The 14579-nt window shown below is 63.9% G+C and carries 15 protein-coding genes; 8 read left to right on the top strand and 7 right to left on the bottom strand.

Annotated elements, in window-relative coordinates; all coding sequences use genetic code 11:
• The first annotated feature begins 25 nt into the window (after positions 1 to 25).
• Positions 26 to 967, top strand: coding sequence for a threonine/serine dehydratase (locus tag NKJ84_RS01895; RefSeq protein ID WP_352505099.1), 942 nt, complete (start codon positions 26 to 28; stop codon positions 965 to 967).
• Positions 968 to 1179: 212 nt separating this feature from the next.
• Complete coding sequence (locus tag NKJ84_RS01890) at positions 1180 to 3795, top strand: TIGR02302 family protein (protein ID WP_352505098.1); 2616 nt, start codon at positions 1180 to 1182, stop codon at positions 3793 to 3795.
• A 71-nt stretch (positions 3796 to 3866) separates the two neighbouring features.
• Here the strand turns inward: NKJ84_RS01890 and NKJ84_RS01885 are convergent, their stop codons facing one another.
• Positions 3867 to 4724: a LysR family transcriptional regulator gene (locus tag NKJ84_RS01885; RefSeq protein ID WP_352505097.1), complete on the bottom strand. Its 858-nt coding sequence runs from the start codon at positions 4722 to 4724 to the stop codon at positions 3867 to 3869.
• Positions 4725 to 4947: 223 nt separating this feature from the next.
• Here NKJ84_RS01885 and NKJ84_RS01880 point away from each other — a divergent pair, with 223 nt between their 5' ends.
• The gene (locus tag NKJ84_RS01880) at positions 4948 to 5898 is read left to right on the top strand and encodes a DMT family transporter (RefSeq protein ID WP_352505096.1); all 951 of its coding nucleotides are present in this window, start codon (positions 4948 to 4950) and stop codon (positions 5896 to 5898) included.
• A gap of 19 nt (positions 5899 to 5917) precedes the next feature.
• On the opposite strand, the gene NKJ84_RS01875 is transcribed toward NKJ84_RS01880, so the two are convergent.
• From NKJ84_RS01875 to NKJ84_RS01865, 3 genes are all read right to left on the bottom strand, one after another.
• On the bottom strand, positions 5918 to 6289 hold the full coding sequence (locus NKJ84_RS01875) for a response regulator (protein ID WP_352505095.1): 372 nt from the start codon (positions 6287 to 6289) through the stop codon (positions 5918 to 5920).
• Positions 6290 to 6350: 61 nt separating this feature from the next.
• Positions 6351 to 6893, bottom strand: a complete 543-nt coding sequence (gene hpt, locus NKJ84_RS01870; protein ID WP_254816654.1) for a hypoxanthine phosphoribosyltransferase — start codon at positions 6891 to 6893, stop codon at positions 6351 to 6353.
• Positions 6894 to 7079: 186 nt separating this feature from the next.
• A complete protein-coding gene (locus tag NKJ84_RS01865) occupies positions 7080 to 7370 on the bottom strand; it encodes a hypothetical protein (RefSeq protein ID WP_254816653.1) in 291 nt (96 codons plus the stop codon).
• A 236-nt stretch (positions 7371 to 7606) separates the two neighbouring features.
• On the opposite strand from NKJ84_RS01865, the gene ftsE reads away from it, so the two are divergent.
• The 3 genes from ftsE (at position 7607) to NKJ84_RS01850 (ending at position 10107) form a co-directional block, all read left to right on the top strand.
• Positions 7607 to 8266 (top strand): cell division ATP-binding protein FtsE, encoded by a 660-nt coding sequence (ftsE, locus tag NKJ84_RS01860; RefSeq protein WP_023677923.1) that lies wholly within the window; start codon positions 7607 to 7609, stop codon positions 8264 to 8266.
• Positions 8259 to 9242, top strand: coding sequence for a cell division protein FtsX (locus NKJ84_RS01855; protein WP_352505094.1), 984 nt, complete (start codon positions 8259 to 8261; stop codon positions 9240 to 9242). Before ftsE ends, NKJ84_RS01855 begins: the two co-directional genes overlap by 8 nt.
• 88 nt (positions 9243 to 9330) lie before the next feature.
• Positions 9331 to 10107: a YdcF family protein gene (locus NKJ84_RS01850; protein WP_352505093.1), complete on the top strand. Its 777-nt coding sequence runs from the start codon at positions 9331 to 9333 to the stop codon at positions 10105 to 10107.
• Between the two features lie 30 nt (positions 10108 to 10137).
• Here NKJ84_RS01850 and NKJ84_RS01845 read toward each other — a convergent pair whose 3' ends face one another.
• Positions 10138 to 10758, bottom strand: a complete 621-nt coding sequence (locus tag NKJ84_RS01845) for a pyridoxamine 5'-phosphate oxidase family protein (protein WP_352476270.1) — start codon at positions 10756 to 10758, stop codon at positions 10138 to 10140.
• A 132-nt stretch (positions 10759 to 10890) separates the two neighbouring features.
• Here NKJ84_RS01845 and NKJ84_RS01840 point away from each other — a divergent pair, with 132 nt between their 5' ends.
• Positions 10891 to 11799 (top strand): LysR family transcriptional regulator, encoded by a 909-nt coding sequence (locus NKJ84_RS01840; protein WP_352505092.1) that lies wholly within the window; start codon positions 10891 to 10893, stop codon positions 11797 to 11799.
• A 105-nt stretch (positions 11800 to 11904) separates the two neighbouring features.
• Positions 11905 to 12705, top strand: a complete 801-nt coding sequence (locus tag NKJ84_RS01835; protein ID WP_352505091.1) for a lysophospholipid acyltransferase family protein — start codon at positions 11905 to 11907, stop codon at positions 12703 to 12705.
• Between the two features lie 28 nt (positions 12706 to 12733).
• Here NKJ84_RS01835 and NKJ84_RS01830 read toward each other — a convergent pair whose 3' ends face one another.
• Together NKJ84_RS01830 and NKJ84_RS01825 are read right to left on the bottom strand one after the other, a co-directional pair.
• A complete protein-coding gene (locus tag NKJ84_RS01830; protein WP_352476268.1) occupies positions 12734 to 13354 on the bottom strand; it encodes a LysE family translocator in 621 nt (206 codons plus the stop codon).
• Positions 13355 to 13432: 78 nt separating this feature from the next.
• Positions 13433 to 14380, bottom strand: coding sequence for an aldo/keto reductase (locus tag NKJ84_RS01825; RefSeq protein WP_352505090.1), 948 nt, complete (start codon positions 14378 to 14380; stop codon positions 13433 to 13435).
• Positions 14381 to 14579: the final 199 nt, after the last annotated feature.

The following is a 14579-nucleotide window of genomic DNA, read 5'->3' as shown; positions in this document are numbered from 1 at the left end:
GAATGTCAGCCCTGGGAGTGAAAGCATGCTGCACGGCCACACGATCACACGCGAGCGCATTGCGGCGATGGAACCACGCATCCGACCCTTCGTGCGCCACACGCCGGTGCTGCGCGTCGACATGGCCGATTTCGGCCGCCCGGCTCTGCCGGTCGACCTGAAGCTTGAGTGCTTGCAGCATTCCGGCTCGTTCAAGGCGCGTGGTGCGTTCACCAATCTCCTCGAACGGCCGGTTCCTGCGGCCGGCGTCGTCGCCGCATCGGGCGGCAATCACGGCGCCGCCGTCGCCTATGCCGCCATGCGACTCGGCCACAAGGCGACCATCTTTGTTCCCGAAGTGAGCCCGCAGGCCAAGCTGGACCGCATCCGTGGCTACGGCGCCGAGCTGATCGTCGGCGGCGCCCGTTATGCCGAGGCGCTGGCCGCCAGCGAGAGCTTCGCCGAAAAATCCGGCGCCCTGCAGATCCACGCCTTCAATCAGGAGGAGACGCTGGTCGGGCAGGGCACGCTCGGCCTCGAAATCGAGGCCGACCTGCCGAAGCTCGACACCCTGCTGGTCGCTGTCGGCGGCGGCGGCCTGATCGGCGGCATCGCCGCCTGGTTTTCCGGCCGCATCAGGATCATCGCGGTCGAGCCGGAGGGTGCGCCGACGCTTCATCGCGCGTTCGCGGCGGGCCGACCCGTCGACGCGCCGGCTGAGGGCGTCGCCGCCGATTCGCTCGCGCCAAAGCGTGTCGGCGAAATGATGTTTCCTATCGCCGAGGCATTCGTCGAGCGCTCGATCCTGGTCGGCGACGACGACATTATCGCCGCCCAGGCGGCGCTGTGGGACCGCGTGCGAATCATCTCCGAGCCAGGCGGTGCGGCCGCCTTCGCGGCGCTCCTGTCCGGCCGCTACGCACCGGCTGCAGGCGAGCGCGTTGCCGTACTGGTCTGCGGCGCAAACGCCAATCCGGCGAAATTCTGACAATATCCGGGGCATTATTGTTCACGTTTTGGGGAACCGCCTCGCCTTCGCCGTGTTTGTTGGTATCCTTAGGGCGATGTGCATCCGCTTGGACGCACGAAGTACGCGCTAAGATTTTAGGTCTTCGCATCGTGCTTCCCGGAAATCGACTTTTCGGGCCTATGCGATAGACTCGTGAGGCTTGGGCTATCCCGCCCGGCCAGGAAGGGCCGATGACGCAACGACCCATTTTCACCAGCGATCGCAGTCTGGCCAGGCGCCTTGCCTTGAGCCGGCTGGGGACGCAGGTCTCGATAGTCGTCGAACGCGGCTGGCCATTGCTGCTGCCGCTGATCATCGTCGCCAGCCTGTTCCTCAGCATTTCGTGGCTCGGCCTGTTCCCATTTTTGCCCGATCTGGCGCGGATCGGTCTTATCACGGCATTCGGCGTCGCAGCGCTTGCCGCACTCTATCCGCTGCGTTTCTTCCGCACGCCATCCAGTGCCGAGGTCGACCGCCGCATCGAGGCGGCCAACCGATTGCTGCACAGCCCGGTGCAGGTCCAGACCGATCGCCCGAGCGGCAAGGAAAGCATTTTTTCGCAAGCACTGTGGCGCGAGCATCAGCGCCGCATGGCGGACCGGCTGGGCGAGCTTGGCGGCGACGTGCCGCGCACACGCGTGCCGGAACGCGACCCGTGGGCGTTGCGCGCCGTTGCCGCGCTTTTGTTGGTCACTGCCTTTGCCTTCTCCTTCGGGCCGTCGGGCGGCAGGCTGGGCGACGGCTTTGTTGCCCGTGCCGCCCGCGACGTCGTGCCGCCGCGCATTGATGCCTGGGTGACGCCGCCGGCCTATACCGGCAGGCCGCCGATATTCCTGAACGCCCCAGTCCTTGCCAACAACGCCACTCAAACGGCGCCGACCTTCACCGTTCCGGAGGGCAGCGATGTGTCGCTGCGCGTCACCGGCGGTTCGGGCGAGGAAACGCTGAGTTACGCCGACACCGGCGGCAACACCCGCGCTATCGATCCGAGCGGGCCGCAAGCCGCCAAGACTGAGGCAGCTCCGGCAACGCCTTCCACCGTGCGCCAGTTCAGCGGCAAGTTGACGGCCGACGGCACGCTGACGCTGCAGTCCGGCGACGGCGAGCTCGGCCGCTGGGCCTTCGCCATAATTCCCGACAAGCCGCCGCAGATCCACTTTGTCGGCGAGCCGAAGCGCGCCGTCAACGGCGCCTTCGAACTCAACTACCAGATCGACGACGACTATGGCGCGGCCTCCGCCAAGGCGGTTTTCGCATTGGCCGATCCGCAGCCGCCCAACGCGCATCCGCTCTATGGCCCGCCGGAAATGCCGCTGACGTTGCCGCGCCGCGGCGGCAAGGCGAATGCCGCTAAGACGACGAAGGACCTGACCGACCATGTCTGGGCCGGTGGCAACGTCAAGCTGTCGCTTGTCGCCACCGACGGTGCCGGACATACGGCGACCAGCGAAACCAAGACGCTGGTGATGCCGGAGCGGCCATTCTCCAACCCGTTGGCGCGGGCTGTGGTCGAGCAGCGCCGCATGCTGGCGCTCGACGCCTATGCCAAGGACCGCGTGCTCGACCTGATGGATGCGATCACGCTCAGGCCCGAAGACACGTTCGACAACATGACGCACTACCTCGCCATCATGAGCGCCCGCACCCGGCTGAAGATGGCCGGCAGCGACGATCAATTGCGCGACGAGGTCGCTTACCTCTGGGAGATCGCGCTCGGCATCGAGGAAGGCAATCTGTCGGCGGCCGAGAAGCGGCTGCGCCAGGCGCAGCAGGCGCTGCAGGATGCGATCAAGAACGGCGCCAGCGACCAGGAGATCGAGAAGGCGATGAAGGAACTGCGCGAGGCGATGAACCAGTTCCTGCAGGAATTCGCGGCGCGGGCGCAGCAGAATCCGAATGCGCCACAGATGCAGCAGAACGGCCGGGAACTGCGCCAGAGCGACATCGACCGCATGATGGACCAGATCGAGAACCTGGCGAAATCCGGCAATCGCGACCAGGCGCAGCAATTGCTGTCTGAGCTGCAGGACATGATGAACAATCTGCAGGCAGGCCGCCAGCAACAAGGCGGTCAGCAGGACAGCGAGATGCGTCAGCAGATGGATAAGCTGGGCGAGATCATGCGGCGCCAGCAGGAGATGATGAACGACACCTTCCGCATGGACCAGATGCAGCGTGGCCAGCAACAGCGCGGGCAGAACCGCGACGAGCAGCTCGGCGAGAACGGTGAGCCGGGCCCGATGGACGAACAGGGCAAGCCCGGCCTGGGCGACGACCGCGATCCGCTCGGCCGGCCGGGGCAGATGACGCCGCAGGAATTCGCCGATGCGATGAAGCAGTTGCAGGAAGGCCAGGGCAAGCTGCAGAGCGAGCTCGATCAATTGAGGAAGAGCCTCGAAGGCATGGGCCTCGACCCCAATGAGGGGTTTGGCGAGGCCGGCAAATCCATGGGCAATGCCGAACAGGCGCTCGGCGAGGGCGAAGGCGACCAGGCCGTCGGCCACCAGGGCCGCGCATTGGAAGCCTTGCGCAGGGGCGCCAAGGACATGATGAAGCAATTGCAGGGGATGCAAGGCGACCAGGGCGGCAACGGCCAGGGCGGACGACAGCAGAATGCCGACCGTGACCCGCTCGGGCGGCCCCGCACCAGCGAGGGTCCCGATGACGGGAGTTCGGTGAGAGTGCCTGACGAGATCGACGTGCAGCGTGCCCGCCAAATCCTCGAAGCGATCCGCAAGCGGCTCGGCAATGCACTCAGCCCCGATATCGAGCGCAGCTATCTGGAGCGGCTGCTGGAGCTGAAGTAAGGCTGCCTGTATTCGGAAGATCGCCGCGCGCGGTCCGTGGTGGCCGCCACCGCCGGACCGAGCGGCATTCTTTAACGGTTGGTGAAAGCCTCGCGGATCGCCTCTTCCATGCCGTCGATGGCCTCGCCGGAAGCGTTCGGGTTGCGCCGCAGCACCACGTTCGAGGAATCGATGTCGCCGAACCCGTCGGCGGTCGTAAGCTCGCGGCAGCCGGCCGGGATGTTGCTGCGCGAGATCGGCGCAATCGCCAGCCCGGAGGTGACGGCGAGCCGCAGGCCGCCATTGGTATCGCTGGTGTAGGCGACACGATAGGCGAGATCGCGCTGTTCCAGCGACTTTATCGCGAAATCCTTGCACCAACCGGCACGGTTGTAGAGCGCGATCGGCACCGGCCGCTCCTCATGCATGTGATGCAGCTCTGACGTCACCCATACGGTCGGGTCATGCATCAGCACCTCACCGCCCAACAGATCCTGCCATTCGAACACCACCGCCAGATCGAGCTCGCCAGCGGCGAGCGCCGCGATCTGCGCACCGGAATGCGCGTAGCGGACGGTGATGTCGACCTGAGGATGGCGCTTGGCAAAGGCGCCGAGCGCGCGCGACAGGATCGCGTGGCCATATTCCTCCGGGATACCGATGCGCACCGGCCCGCCAAGCGGCGCCGCGACCATCGATGCCGCCGTCTCGTCGAGCAGTGAAACGATGCGCCTGGCGTTGGCGATGAGCTCGCCGCCGCGCCGTGTCAGCGCCACACCGCGCGAGCCGCGCTCGAACAGGCTGTCGCCGATCATGCCTTCAAGCTTCTTCATCTGCATCGAGACCGCCGACTGGGTGCGGCCGGCCCGCTCCGCCGCCTTGGTGAAATTGCCACTGTCGGCGACCGCCACGAAGGTTCGCAACAGGTCGCTGTCGAGATTGGGTCGCATGTGCCCGCCATAAGAAAATCTGATTGCTGGCATCATTCCAATTCGTTTGCAACATGTCAAACGGCGGACGATAGTTCGCCTTACCCATTGGATATGCGGCCGCGAAATCGGCCGCGGACCAATCAAAAGTCCTCACTCGTACCCGCTGCCCGAAATGGCGGCGGGTTCTTTTTACCCGGATGCAGGCCTGCGTTCGGCCGCGCACGCGGGGACAGGAGCGCCTATGCAGAATCGGCTTGTGCTCGGCATCCTCAGCCTCTGTCTCGGCGTACTGGTCTTTTCGCTGCAGGACCCGCTGGTCAAGGCGGTGTCGAGCCACTATCCGGTCACCGAGGTGATGGCGATCCGCTCGATCGTCGCCTTGCCGATCCTGGTTTTCCTCGTCCACGCCGATGTCGGATTGCAGGCAATCCTGTCGAAGCGGTTCGGCATGCTGACGATGCGCGCCTTCATCCAGTTCACCTCCTACACGGCCTACTATCTGGCAATCGCCGCCCTGCCGCTGGCTGACGCGGTGGCGCTCTATTTCATGGCGCCGCTGTTCATCATGGCGCTGGCCGGCCCCTATCTCGGCGAACGCGTGTCCTGGCAGGCGCTCGCCACCGTCCTGGTCGGCATGCTCGGGGTGCTGGTGATGGTGCGCCCAGGTGCCGGCTTGTTCGACTGGGCGGCGCTGCTGTCGCTAGGTTCGGCCCTGCTCTACGGTTTCTCGCAGCTGATGGCACGCAAGATCGGAGACACCGAATCCTCGACCGTCATGGCGTTCTATCAGAACGGCGCCTATCTGGTCGGCGCCGCCTTGGTGGGGGCATTGTTTTGGCTGGCAGGCATTGACCACGCCGTGCATCCGAGCCTCGAGTTCCTCGTCCGGCCATGGGCCTGGCCGGCGACGCCGGATCTCCTCAAGATGGGGGCATGCGGCTTCGTTGCCTCGGCCGGAATGATCCTGTTGTCGCAGGCCTACCGGCTGGCGCCCGCCAACAGCGTCGCCACCTTCGAATACACCGGTATCATCTGGTCGCCGCTATGGGGTTTTCTGTTCTTTGCCGAAATGCCGCGACCAGCGACGGCGGCCGGCGCAGCCCTCATCATCGGCGCCGGGCTTTTTGCGCTCAATGCCGGCCGGCGCCGGAGCGGCGAGCCAGCCATTGCGGCGACCTGCGACCCTGCCTGAAGGCGGTCGGCCTTGGGCTTTAGGCGAAGCAGGCGAGCGCCTGTTCGACGCGGGCGCGGATTTCAGCCAGCGCGAACGGTTTTTGCACGACGTCGAGAATAATGCCGTCCAATTCCTCGGCGCGCTCGCGTTGGTCGGCATAGCCGGTCATCAGCACGATCTTCACCGCCGGGAACAGCGCCGCTGCCGCCTTGGCCATCTCGATGCCGTCCATCTCCGGCATGCGGATGTCGGACAGCACAAGGTCGTAGCCCCCCTGCGCCGCCCCGATCAAAGAAAGACCGTGCGCGCCATCGGCGGCAACAGTGACATTATGCCCGGCGCGTTCGAGCGCACGGGCGGCGAGGCTGCGGACGGATTCATCGTCCTCGACAATCAGGAGCTTTGCCATGGGCAGGATATTTGGCGAGGAAAAGTTGATGTTTCCTGAACCGCGAGCGGCGACAACCCAACTAGGCGTCGCCCTTGACGATGCCGACGAACGGCAATTCGCGAAACGCGTGGGCGACGTCCATGCCATAGCCGACGACGAAATAATCGGGGCAGTCGAAGCCGACATAGTCGGCGTTGAGCGTGGTCTGGCGGCGCATGCGCTTGTCGAGCAGCACGGCGATGGCACAGCTCCTGGCGCCGCGCGACAGCATGAGGTCGCGGGTGAAACTCAGCGTTTTGCCGGATTCCAGAATGTCGTCGATGAGAAGCACGTCGCGACCGGCGACCTCGTTGTCGATGTCGCGCAGCACCCTCACCTCACCGCTGGTCGTGCCGGCGCCATAGCTGGAGATGAAGATGAACTCGACCTCCGGCGACAGGCCGACATCGTGCATGGCACGGATAAGATCGGCGGCGAAGATGAATGATCCCTTCAGCACCGAGATTACCAGAAGGTCGTGGTAGTCGTGCCCGGCGATCTCCTTGGCAAGTTCCAGGTTCCGCCGCGCAATGGCGGACGCTGAAAACAGGACTTCGATGTCCTTGCCGCGCACAACTGGCATTGGCTGCCCTTCCAGAAATGATCGCCATGTAGGCGAAGCCGACCGAAACGGTCTTCAACCCCGTTTCTAGGCATGTCGAGCCGGCTGGCAAGGCCAAATCTTTCGCACGACGCCCGCGAACCGTCTGATGCTCCCAGCGCGTCGCGAATCGTTTACCTGGTGACCTGTTGATTTTCCGGCGCCGTTCTAACGAACCAGCGCATGGCCGCCCGACATCCAGAAGGCGGCAAAGGCGGCACCGACGCCGACAATCCAGAAGATCGGCCCACCGTGCACCCACAACGGCCGTTCGACGGCGGTTTCGGGCTTGCGCAACATGTCCATGCCTTCGATGGAAGGCGTGGAAATCATGCGGGCAGGCGGCGGCGCAAAGTCTGGACGTGTAAAATGGCGGGGCAGCACCTCATAGTCGGCATCGATGACGTCGGCGGTCACGTCATGCATGATGCGTTCCGGCCCGGCGGCCGGATCGGTCATGATTTCGCCGGAAACCGGGCGCGCGGTTCGATCCTCAGCCATCATGGCCTGACACTACAGCACCTGTTCGCTGTTCGTTTCTTTTGGGTAAACGGAAATGGTTAACGCTTCCCCACCGGAACCCCTGTGACTCGCTCGAAAAGCCGCCAAATTAACCGTCGGTTAACCATGCCGGCCGATGGTCTTACCACAGAAAGGGCTGGCATCTTGCCGCCAAGAATTTCAGGTCGTCGAAAGTGATCCGCTTCGAAAATGTCGGCCTCCGCTATGGCATGGGTCCGGAGATTCTCCGCGACATCTCCTTGCACATTCCGGAGCGCTCCTTTCAGTTCCTGAGCGGACCTTCAGGCGCCGGCAAGACGACGTTGCTGCGGCTTTTGTTCATGTCGCTGAAGCCGACGCGCGGCCTGATCACCATTTTCGGCAAGGACCGTTCGCGCATCTCGCGCACCGAATTGCCGCATCTGAGACGGCGCATCGGCGTGGTGTTCCAGGATTTTCGTCTGCTCGACCATATGACCACCTATGAGAACGTGGCCTTGCCGCTACGCGTACGCGGCCGCGAGGAAGCGACCTACCGCACCGACGTCACCGAGCTGCTGAAATGGGTCGGCCTCGGCGAGCGCATGCATGTGCTGCCGCCGGTGCTGTCTGGCGGCGAGAAGCAGCGCGCCGCCATCGCCCGCGCGTTGATCGAGCAGCCCGAGATCCTGCTCGCCGACGAGCCGACCGGCAATGTCGACCCGCCGCTGGCGCGACGCTTGCTGCGATTGTTCATCGAGCTCAACCGGCTGGGGACCGCCGTGGTGATCGCCACACACGACCTCGGCCTGATGGAACAGGTCGACGCACGGCGAATGATCCTGGCCGGCGGAAGGCTGGACATCTATGACTGAGCTCTCCGTCGAACATTTCGAGGGTCAGGACGCCGCGGCGGCAAAGCCCCGCGTCCAGCGCAAGATGGCGCCGATCGTGCCGGCGCAGAACATCGCCGGCCGGGCGCTGGTGCTGGTCATCGCCATCATGACGTTTCTGTCCTGCCTGACGTTTGGCGCAGTCACGCTGGTGCGTGACACCGCCTCCGTCTGGGAGAACCAGATCTCGCGCGAAGCGACCATCCAGATCAAGCCGGTCGACGGCCTCGACATGGAGGCCGCACTTGCGCTTGCCTCGCAGATCGCCGGCGAATTCCCTGGCGTGAAAAGCGCCAGGATCGTCGATCGCGAAGCAACGGCCCGACTGCTCGAGCCTTGGCTGGGCTCGGGCCTGAACATCGATGAGCTGCCGGTGCCGCGCCTGATCATCATCACCATTGACGAGAACAGTCCGCCCGATTTCGCCGCACTGCGTGCGGCAATCACGCCGAAGCTGCCGAGCGCCTCGCTCGACGATCATCGCACCTGGGTCGACCGGCTGGTTGCTATGGCCCGCACCACGGTAACGATCGGTATCGCAGTGCTGGCGCTGATGCTGTCTGCGACGGTGCTGACCGTTGTATTCGCGACGCGCGGCGCCATGGCCGGCAATGGCCACATCATCGAGGTGCTGCATTTCGTCGGCGCCGAGGCGCGCTTCATCGCGCGCGAATTCCGCCGGCATTTTCTGGTCACCGGCATGAAGGGCGCCGCGGCAGGCGGCGCCGCGGCGATCCTCGTCTTCATCGTCTTCTCCTGGTGGTCGTCACGCAATATGGCGACACCGCAGGCCGACCAGGCGACCGCCCTGTTCGGCAATTTCGCCATCGGCTCGGCGGGTTATCTCGGGGTCGCTGTCATGGTGCTGGTGATCGGCGCGCTGACGGCGGCAACCTCCCATTTTACCGTGGTTACCTATCTCAGCGACATCGATATTCGCCAGCCGGACGCCGGCTAAAGGAAAGATCGATCACGGATGAAAACGCATCGTCACGAAAATTGCATTTTTTTCCTACCAAAGGCCGTATTTCGGGATTAACCATTTCATGATGGACGTTCGGGACTCGACCGATACCGCTGGGTGCATGCCAGTGCTGGTTGCGCGTCCGCATGAATTCGCCGGGCCTGATGAATTTGCCAAGCCGGATCAATCCGCCAAACATCAATCCGCCAAACATGGGCGGCTGCTGGCAGCCCGCTCCTTGCGCCTCTCGGCTCTCCTTCTGCTCGCCCTTGTGGCGTTGTTTGTTGCCGGCTTCGGCTGGTTCGCCAATACCGTCAGCCGTCTGACGACGCCCGCCAATCCGGCAAGGGCCGACGCTATCATCGTGCTGACCGGCGGCCAGTCGCGACTCGACGCTGCTATGGGCCTGCTTGCGTCAGGCAAGGGCGAGCGGCTGCTGATCAGCGGCGTCCATCCTTCCGCCAGCCGCCGCCAGCTTCAAGCCGCGACCGGCGGCGACAAGAGGCTGTTTTCATGCTGTGTCGACATCGACCGCGCTGCGCTCGACACGATCGGCAATGCCGAGGAAAGCGCCAAATGGGTCGAGGACCATGCCTACGGCACCGTCATTCTCGTCACCAACAATTATCACATGCCGCGCAGCCTGCTGGAAATGGGCCGGCTGCTGCACGGCGCAAGGCTCGAGCCCTATCCGGTGGTCAACACCAACCTCGAGAATGGCGGCTGGCTGACCAAGCCGGAAGCGCTGCGTGTACTGTTCACCGAATATAACAAATACCTGCTGGCGCTGGCGCGCGGCATCATGCCGGTGAAGCAAACCGAGAGCGTCGCGCTGGCCGACGCCGCAGGCGGAAGCTGAACGGCACCGGCACTTTTTATCCCCTGGCTCTTATCCCCTGGCTGCTGCATCCGATCGCAAGCGTGCGATCTCCTGTTCGAGCCGTTCGATGCGCTTGTCGCGTTCGCCCAGCGCCGCCGCCACGTCGGCCGCTTCGAAACGCTGCGGGATGTGCTGCGAACAATTTGAATCCCAAGCCGAAACCGTAAACAGGATAACCTGCTCGGGTCGCGCCCTATAGTCTTGCGGCATCAGCTTTGCCGTCAGCTCGGCATCGCCCTCGACGACTTGCGCTTTGCCCCAGATCTTGATGCGCTGCCGGTGCGCATAATCGATCAGAAACAGGAAAGCCTGTGGGTTGTCGCTGAGGTTGCCCTGGGTGATGAACTGCCTGTTGCCGGAAAAATCGGCAAAGCCGATCGTCCATTCGTCGAGCACCTTGAGGAAACCGGCAGGCCCGCCGCGATGCTGGATGTAAGGCTGCCCGTCCGCATTGGCGGTCGACAGAAAGACGCTGGTCTGCGCCTCGATGAAGGCGGCGAGATCGGGCGTGATTGCCGCCTGCCAGCCGCCACGCTCCTCGACACGGGCATAGGCCTGGCGCGAGCCCTTGCGGGCCTGGATCGCCTTCACCGTCGGGGTGAAGGCGACATCGCTGGTGTGAGCGTTCATGAAGATCTCCTTAGGCGCCGGGTGCGCTGCATTGTTCGCTTACGAGAATAGGGCCTTCCGTCTTCGAGATGCAGATGCCATATCTGCAACCTATCCTTCCGTTTTTCGGAAGGGCAAATTTTCGGTAGAGCTATGGATCGCCTCCAGTCCATGTCGCTTTTCGTTGCCGCGGCGGAGACAGGCAGCCTCTCGGCTGCCGGGCGTCGCTTCGGCATTCCGCTGACGACGGTCAGCCGCAAGGTTTCGGACCTGGAAAGGCACCTGAAGACACGGCTGTTGAACCGCTCGGCGCGGCAGCTGTCGCTGACCGATGCGGGCCACGCCTATCTCGCCGCCTGTCGTCGCATTCTCGATGAGATCGGCGAGGCCGAGCGAATGGCCGCCGGCGAATACAGCGCCCCGACCGGCGAACTGATCGTCACTGCGCCGATCGTCTTCGGCCGCCTGCATGTGCTGCCGGTCGTCACCGGCTTTCTCTCCGTCTATCCCGAGGTAAGTGTGCGGCTTACACTCGCCGACCGGATAACCCAGCTGGTCGAAGAGCACATCGACCTCGCCATCCGCATCGGCGAGCTTGCCGATTCGAGCCTGATCGCCACCCGCCTGGGTTCAATCCGCCGCGTCGTTTGCGCGAGCCCGGCCTATCTCGCCGAGCACGGCACACCGAAAACGCCGCAAGACCTTGCAGGACACAGTGCAATCACCTTCGAAGGGCTCACCGCCGCCAGTTGGAGCTTCGCCACCGGCAAGACTGAATTCAGCGTGCCGGTCCGCTCCAGGTTACGGGTCAACACGGCTGAGGCAGCAATCGATGCGGCGATTGCCGGCGTCGGCGTGACGAGGCTGCTTTCCTACCAGATCGCCCCCGCCGTCCGGTCGGGTACGCTGCGCCCGGTGTTGCAGGAGTTTGAGCCGGACCCATGGCCGGTGAGCCTCGTCCATGCCGGCCAGGGGCTTCTGCCGGTGAAGCTGCGTGCATTCCTCGACTTCGCCGCCCCGCGCCTGAGACAGCGCCTGCTGCAGGCGACGTGGCAAATGTGACGAAGACGGTCCATCGCAAGAGCGGCCGATCGCCCGCCTCGCAGCGTTTCCTTTTTGCCGGCGCTTGGTGTACCAACGCACACCTCCTCACCGGGCACTTGCTGTATGCTCTATTTCCGCTCGCTGGCGTTCAATCTCGCCTTCTACCTCAACTTGATCGTCCAGATGATCCTCTGGACTCCGTATTATTTCCTGTCGCCGCGCCATCGCGCCTGGTTTGTGCCGAAATTCTGGTCGCGCACCAGCATGTGGCTCTACGACAAGGTCGCCGGCACCAGAAGTGAGATCACCGGCCAGGAAAACCTGCCTGAAGGCTCCTTCATCCTGGCGCCGAAGCATCAGTCCTTCTGGGACACGATCGCTTTCCTGCCGTATCTCGACGATCCCGTTTACATATTGAAGCGGGAGCTGACCTGGATCCCGTTCTTCGGTTGGTACATCTTGAAGATGCGGATGATTCCGGTCGATCGCGGCAGCCGCTCGAAGGCATTGAAGATGGTGATCGCCGCGACCAAACAGGAATTGGCGCGCAATCCGCGCCAGCTCATCATCTATCCCGAGGGCACGCGCCGTGCGCCGGGTGACGAACCGGTCTACAAATACGGCATCGTCGAACTTTATGCGCAACTTGGCATTCCAGTGGTGCCCGTCGCTCACGTCGCCGGCCTCTATTGGCCGCGCCGCAAATTCCTGCGCTATCCCGGTACGATCAAGGCGCGCTTCCTGCCGCCGATTCCGCCGGGCCTCGGCAAGGAAGAATTCATGCACCGGCTGATCGGCGAGACGGAAGCCGCCTGCGACCAGCTCCTCGTCGAGGCGTCGCAGACGCCGAACCCGCCGCCGATGCCGCCGACGGCGGTGAAAAGGCTTGGTGAGCTGGACGCGAAACGTGAATTGAAAGGCTGAGACACCCCGCCGCGAACGCCAGAAGGGCTCACGGCAAGACAGCCAGGGCGGCTGTTGCAATCAGCGTCACGGCAAACACCAGATTGATGATCCGCGACGCCAGCGGTTTGCGCAGCAAACGTGCAAAAGCCGCGCCGGCGAGAAGCCACAAGAGATGAATGGCAACGATCATCAAGGCGAGGACCGCCAGCTTGGCTGAAATAGCAAGACCGCCGGTGCCGGAAGACGCGCCGGCAAACACGGCGGCAATCGCCACATAGGCTTTCGGATTGGCAACGGCCAGAAGGAACCCGCCAAGGAAAGTGGGAAGCGCTGCCCTACCGACGCGTGCCGCCAGTGGCGGCGCCGTCGCTATCTTGAACGCCAGATAGAGGATGTAGGCTGCCGAGGCGACCGCCAACAGCGCTGCGAGCTTCGGCAGCGCGGTGAGAACGGCCATGATGCCCGTCGCCACCACCAAAAGCACGAGGACCGTGCCGACAACGATTCCCGAGGCATAACGGAGCGAATCGCGCAGGCCGAACGCGGCGCCGATCGCGGTGACACTTATCGTCGCCGGCCCCGGGCTGCCCATAACGATGGCCGATGCCAGCACAAGCGCCAGCAATTGCTGCCATAGCTGCTGATCGAGAAGACCCTGTCCGGCCATGCGACGTCCCTGCATCCTGTGACGATGCAGGGACGGTAGGGCAAGGCAGCGGCGCCGGTCTTGAACGATCGTGCGCGGCTATGCGCTGCCCTTGTCGAGCTCGGCGATATCGTCCGGGCTGAGCTGCAACGACGCGGCCCGCACCAGGCTGTAGAGCTGGTCGAGCGTCGTCGCGCTGGCGATCGGAGCGGTGACGCCGGGCCGCGCCATCACCCAGGCCAGCGCCACTTCTGCCGGCTTGGCCGAATGTCTGGCCGACACGGCATCGAGCGCTGAGAGGATGCGCATGCCGCGCGTGTTGAGATAGCCTTTCACACCGCCACCGCGCGGGCTTTTGCCGAGGTCGGACTCGCTGCGGTACTTGCCGCTCAAAAATCCCTTGGCGAGGCTGAAATAGGTGATGACGCCAATGTCCTCGGCTACGCACAGATCGCGCAGCGGACCATCGAAGGACGAGCGGTCGTAGAGGTTGTATTCCGGCTGCAGCACGTCGTAGCGCGGCAGGCCGCGCAGGCTTGCTACGTCGAGTGCGGCGCGCAGTTGGGCGGCGTCGAGGTTGGAGGCACCGGCATAGCGGATTTTGCCCTTGTCGAGCAGTTTCTGGTAAGCGCCGAGCGTTTCCTCATACGGCGTCGCCGGGTCGGGCCAATGCGACAGATAGAGATCGACGGTATCGACCTGCAGCCGCTTCAGGGAGGCGTCGATGGCCTTTTCGATATAGGCGGCGGAGAGGTCCCTCTTGCCCTGCCCCATGTCCGAACCGACCTTGGTGATGACGACGACCTTGTCGCGGTTGCCACGGCTCTTCATCCATCTGCCGATGATGGTTTCCGATTCGCCGCCCTGGTGGCCGGCAATCCAGCGCGAATAGGAATCCGCCGTGTCGATGGCGTTGAAACCGGCCTCAGTGAAGGCATCGAGTAGGTCGAACGAGGTTTTCTCATCGGCGGTCCAGCCAAACACATTGCCGCCCAGAACCAATGGCGCGATGGATAGGTCGGTGCGACCGAGACGACGTTTCTGCAAGGCTGATCTCCATGGTGATTCATGCTGGGGCGGATGGGAGCCGCCGACCGGGCTAACCTATGTCGCGCCGTGGCAACGTCAAACGCATAGCCTCTTTGCCAACCCGCCGGCGCTTCACAAAGCCGCGACCCGCCGCGCCGTGTCCGGCTCAAGGCGCTGGTCCCGGATACCAAACCAGCAGCCTCTGAAGAAACGATCT

This window comes from Mesorhizobium sp. M0048, assembly GCF_040323405.1.
In the GTDB taxonomy this organism is placed as follows: Bacteria; Pseudomonadota; Alphaproteobacteria; order Rhizobiales; family Rhizobiaceae; genus Mesorhizobium.
Note: the sequence above shows the minus strand (reverse complement) of the source record. Positions and strands in the feature narration are given on the sequence as shown.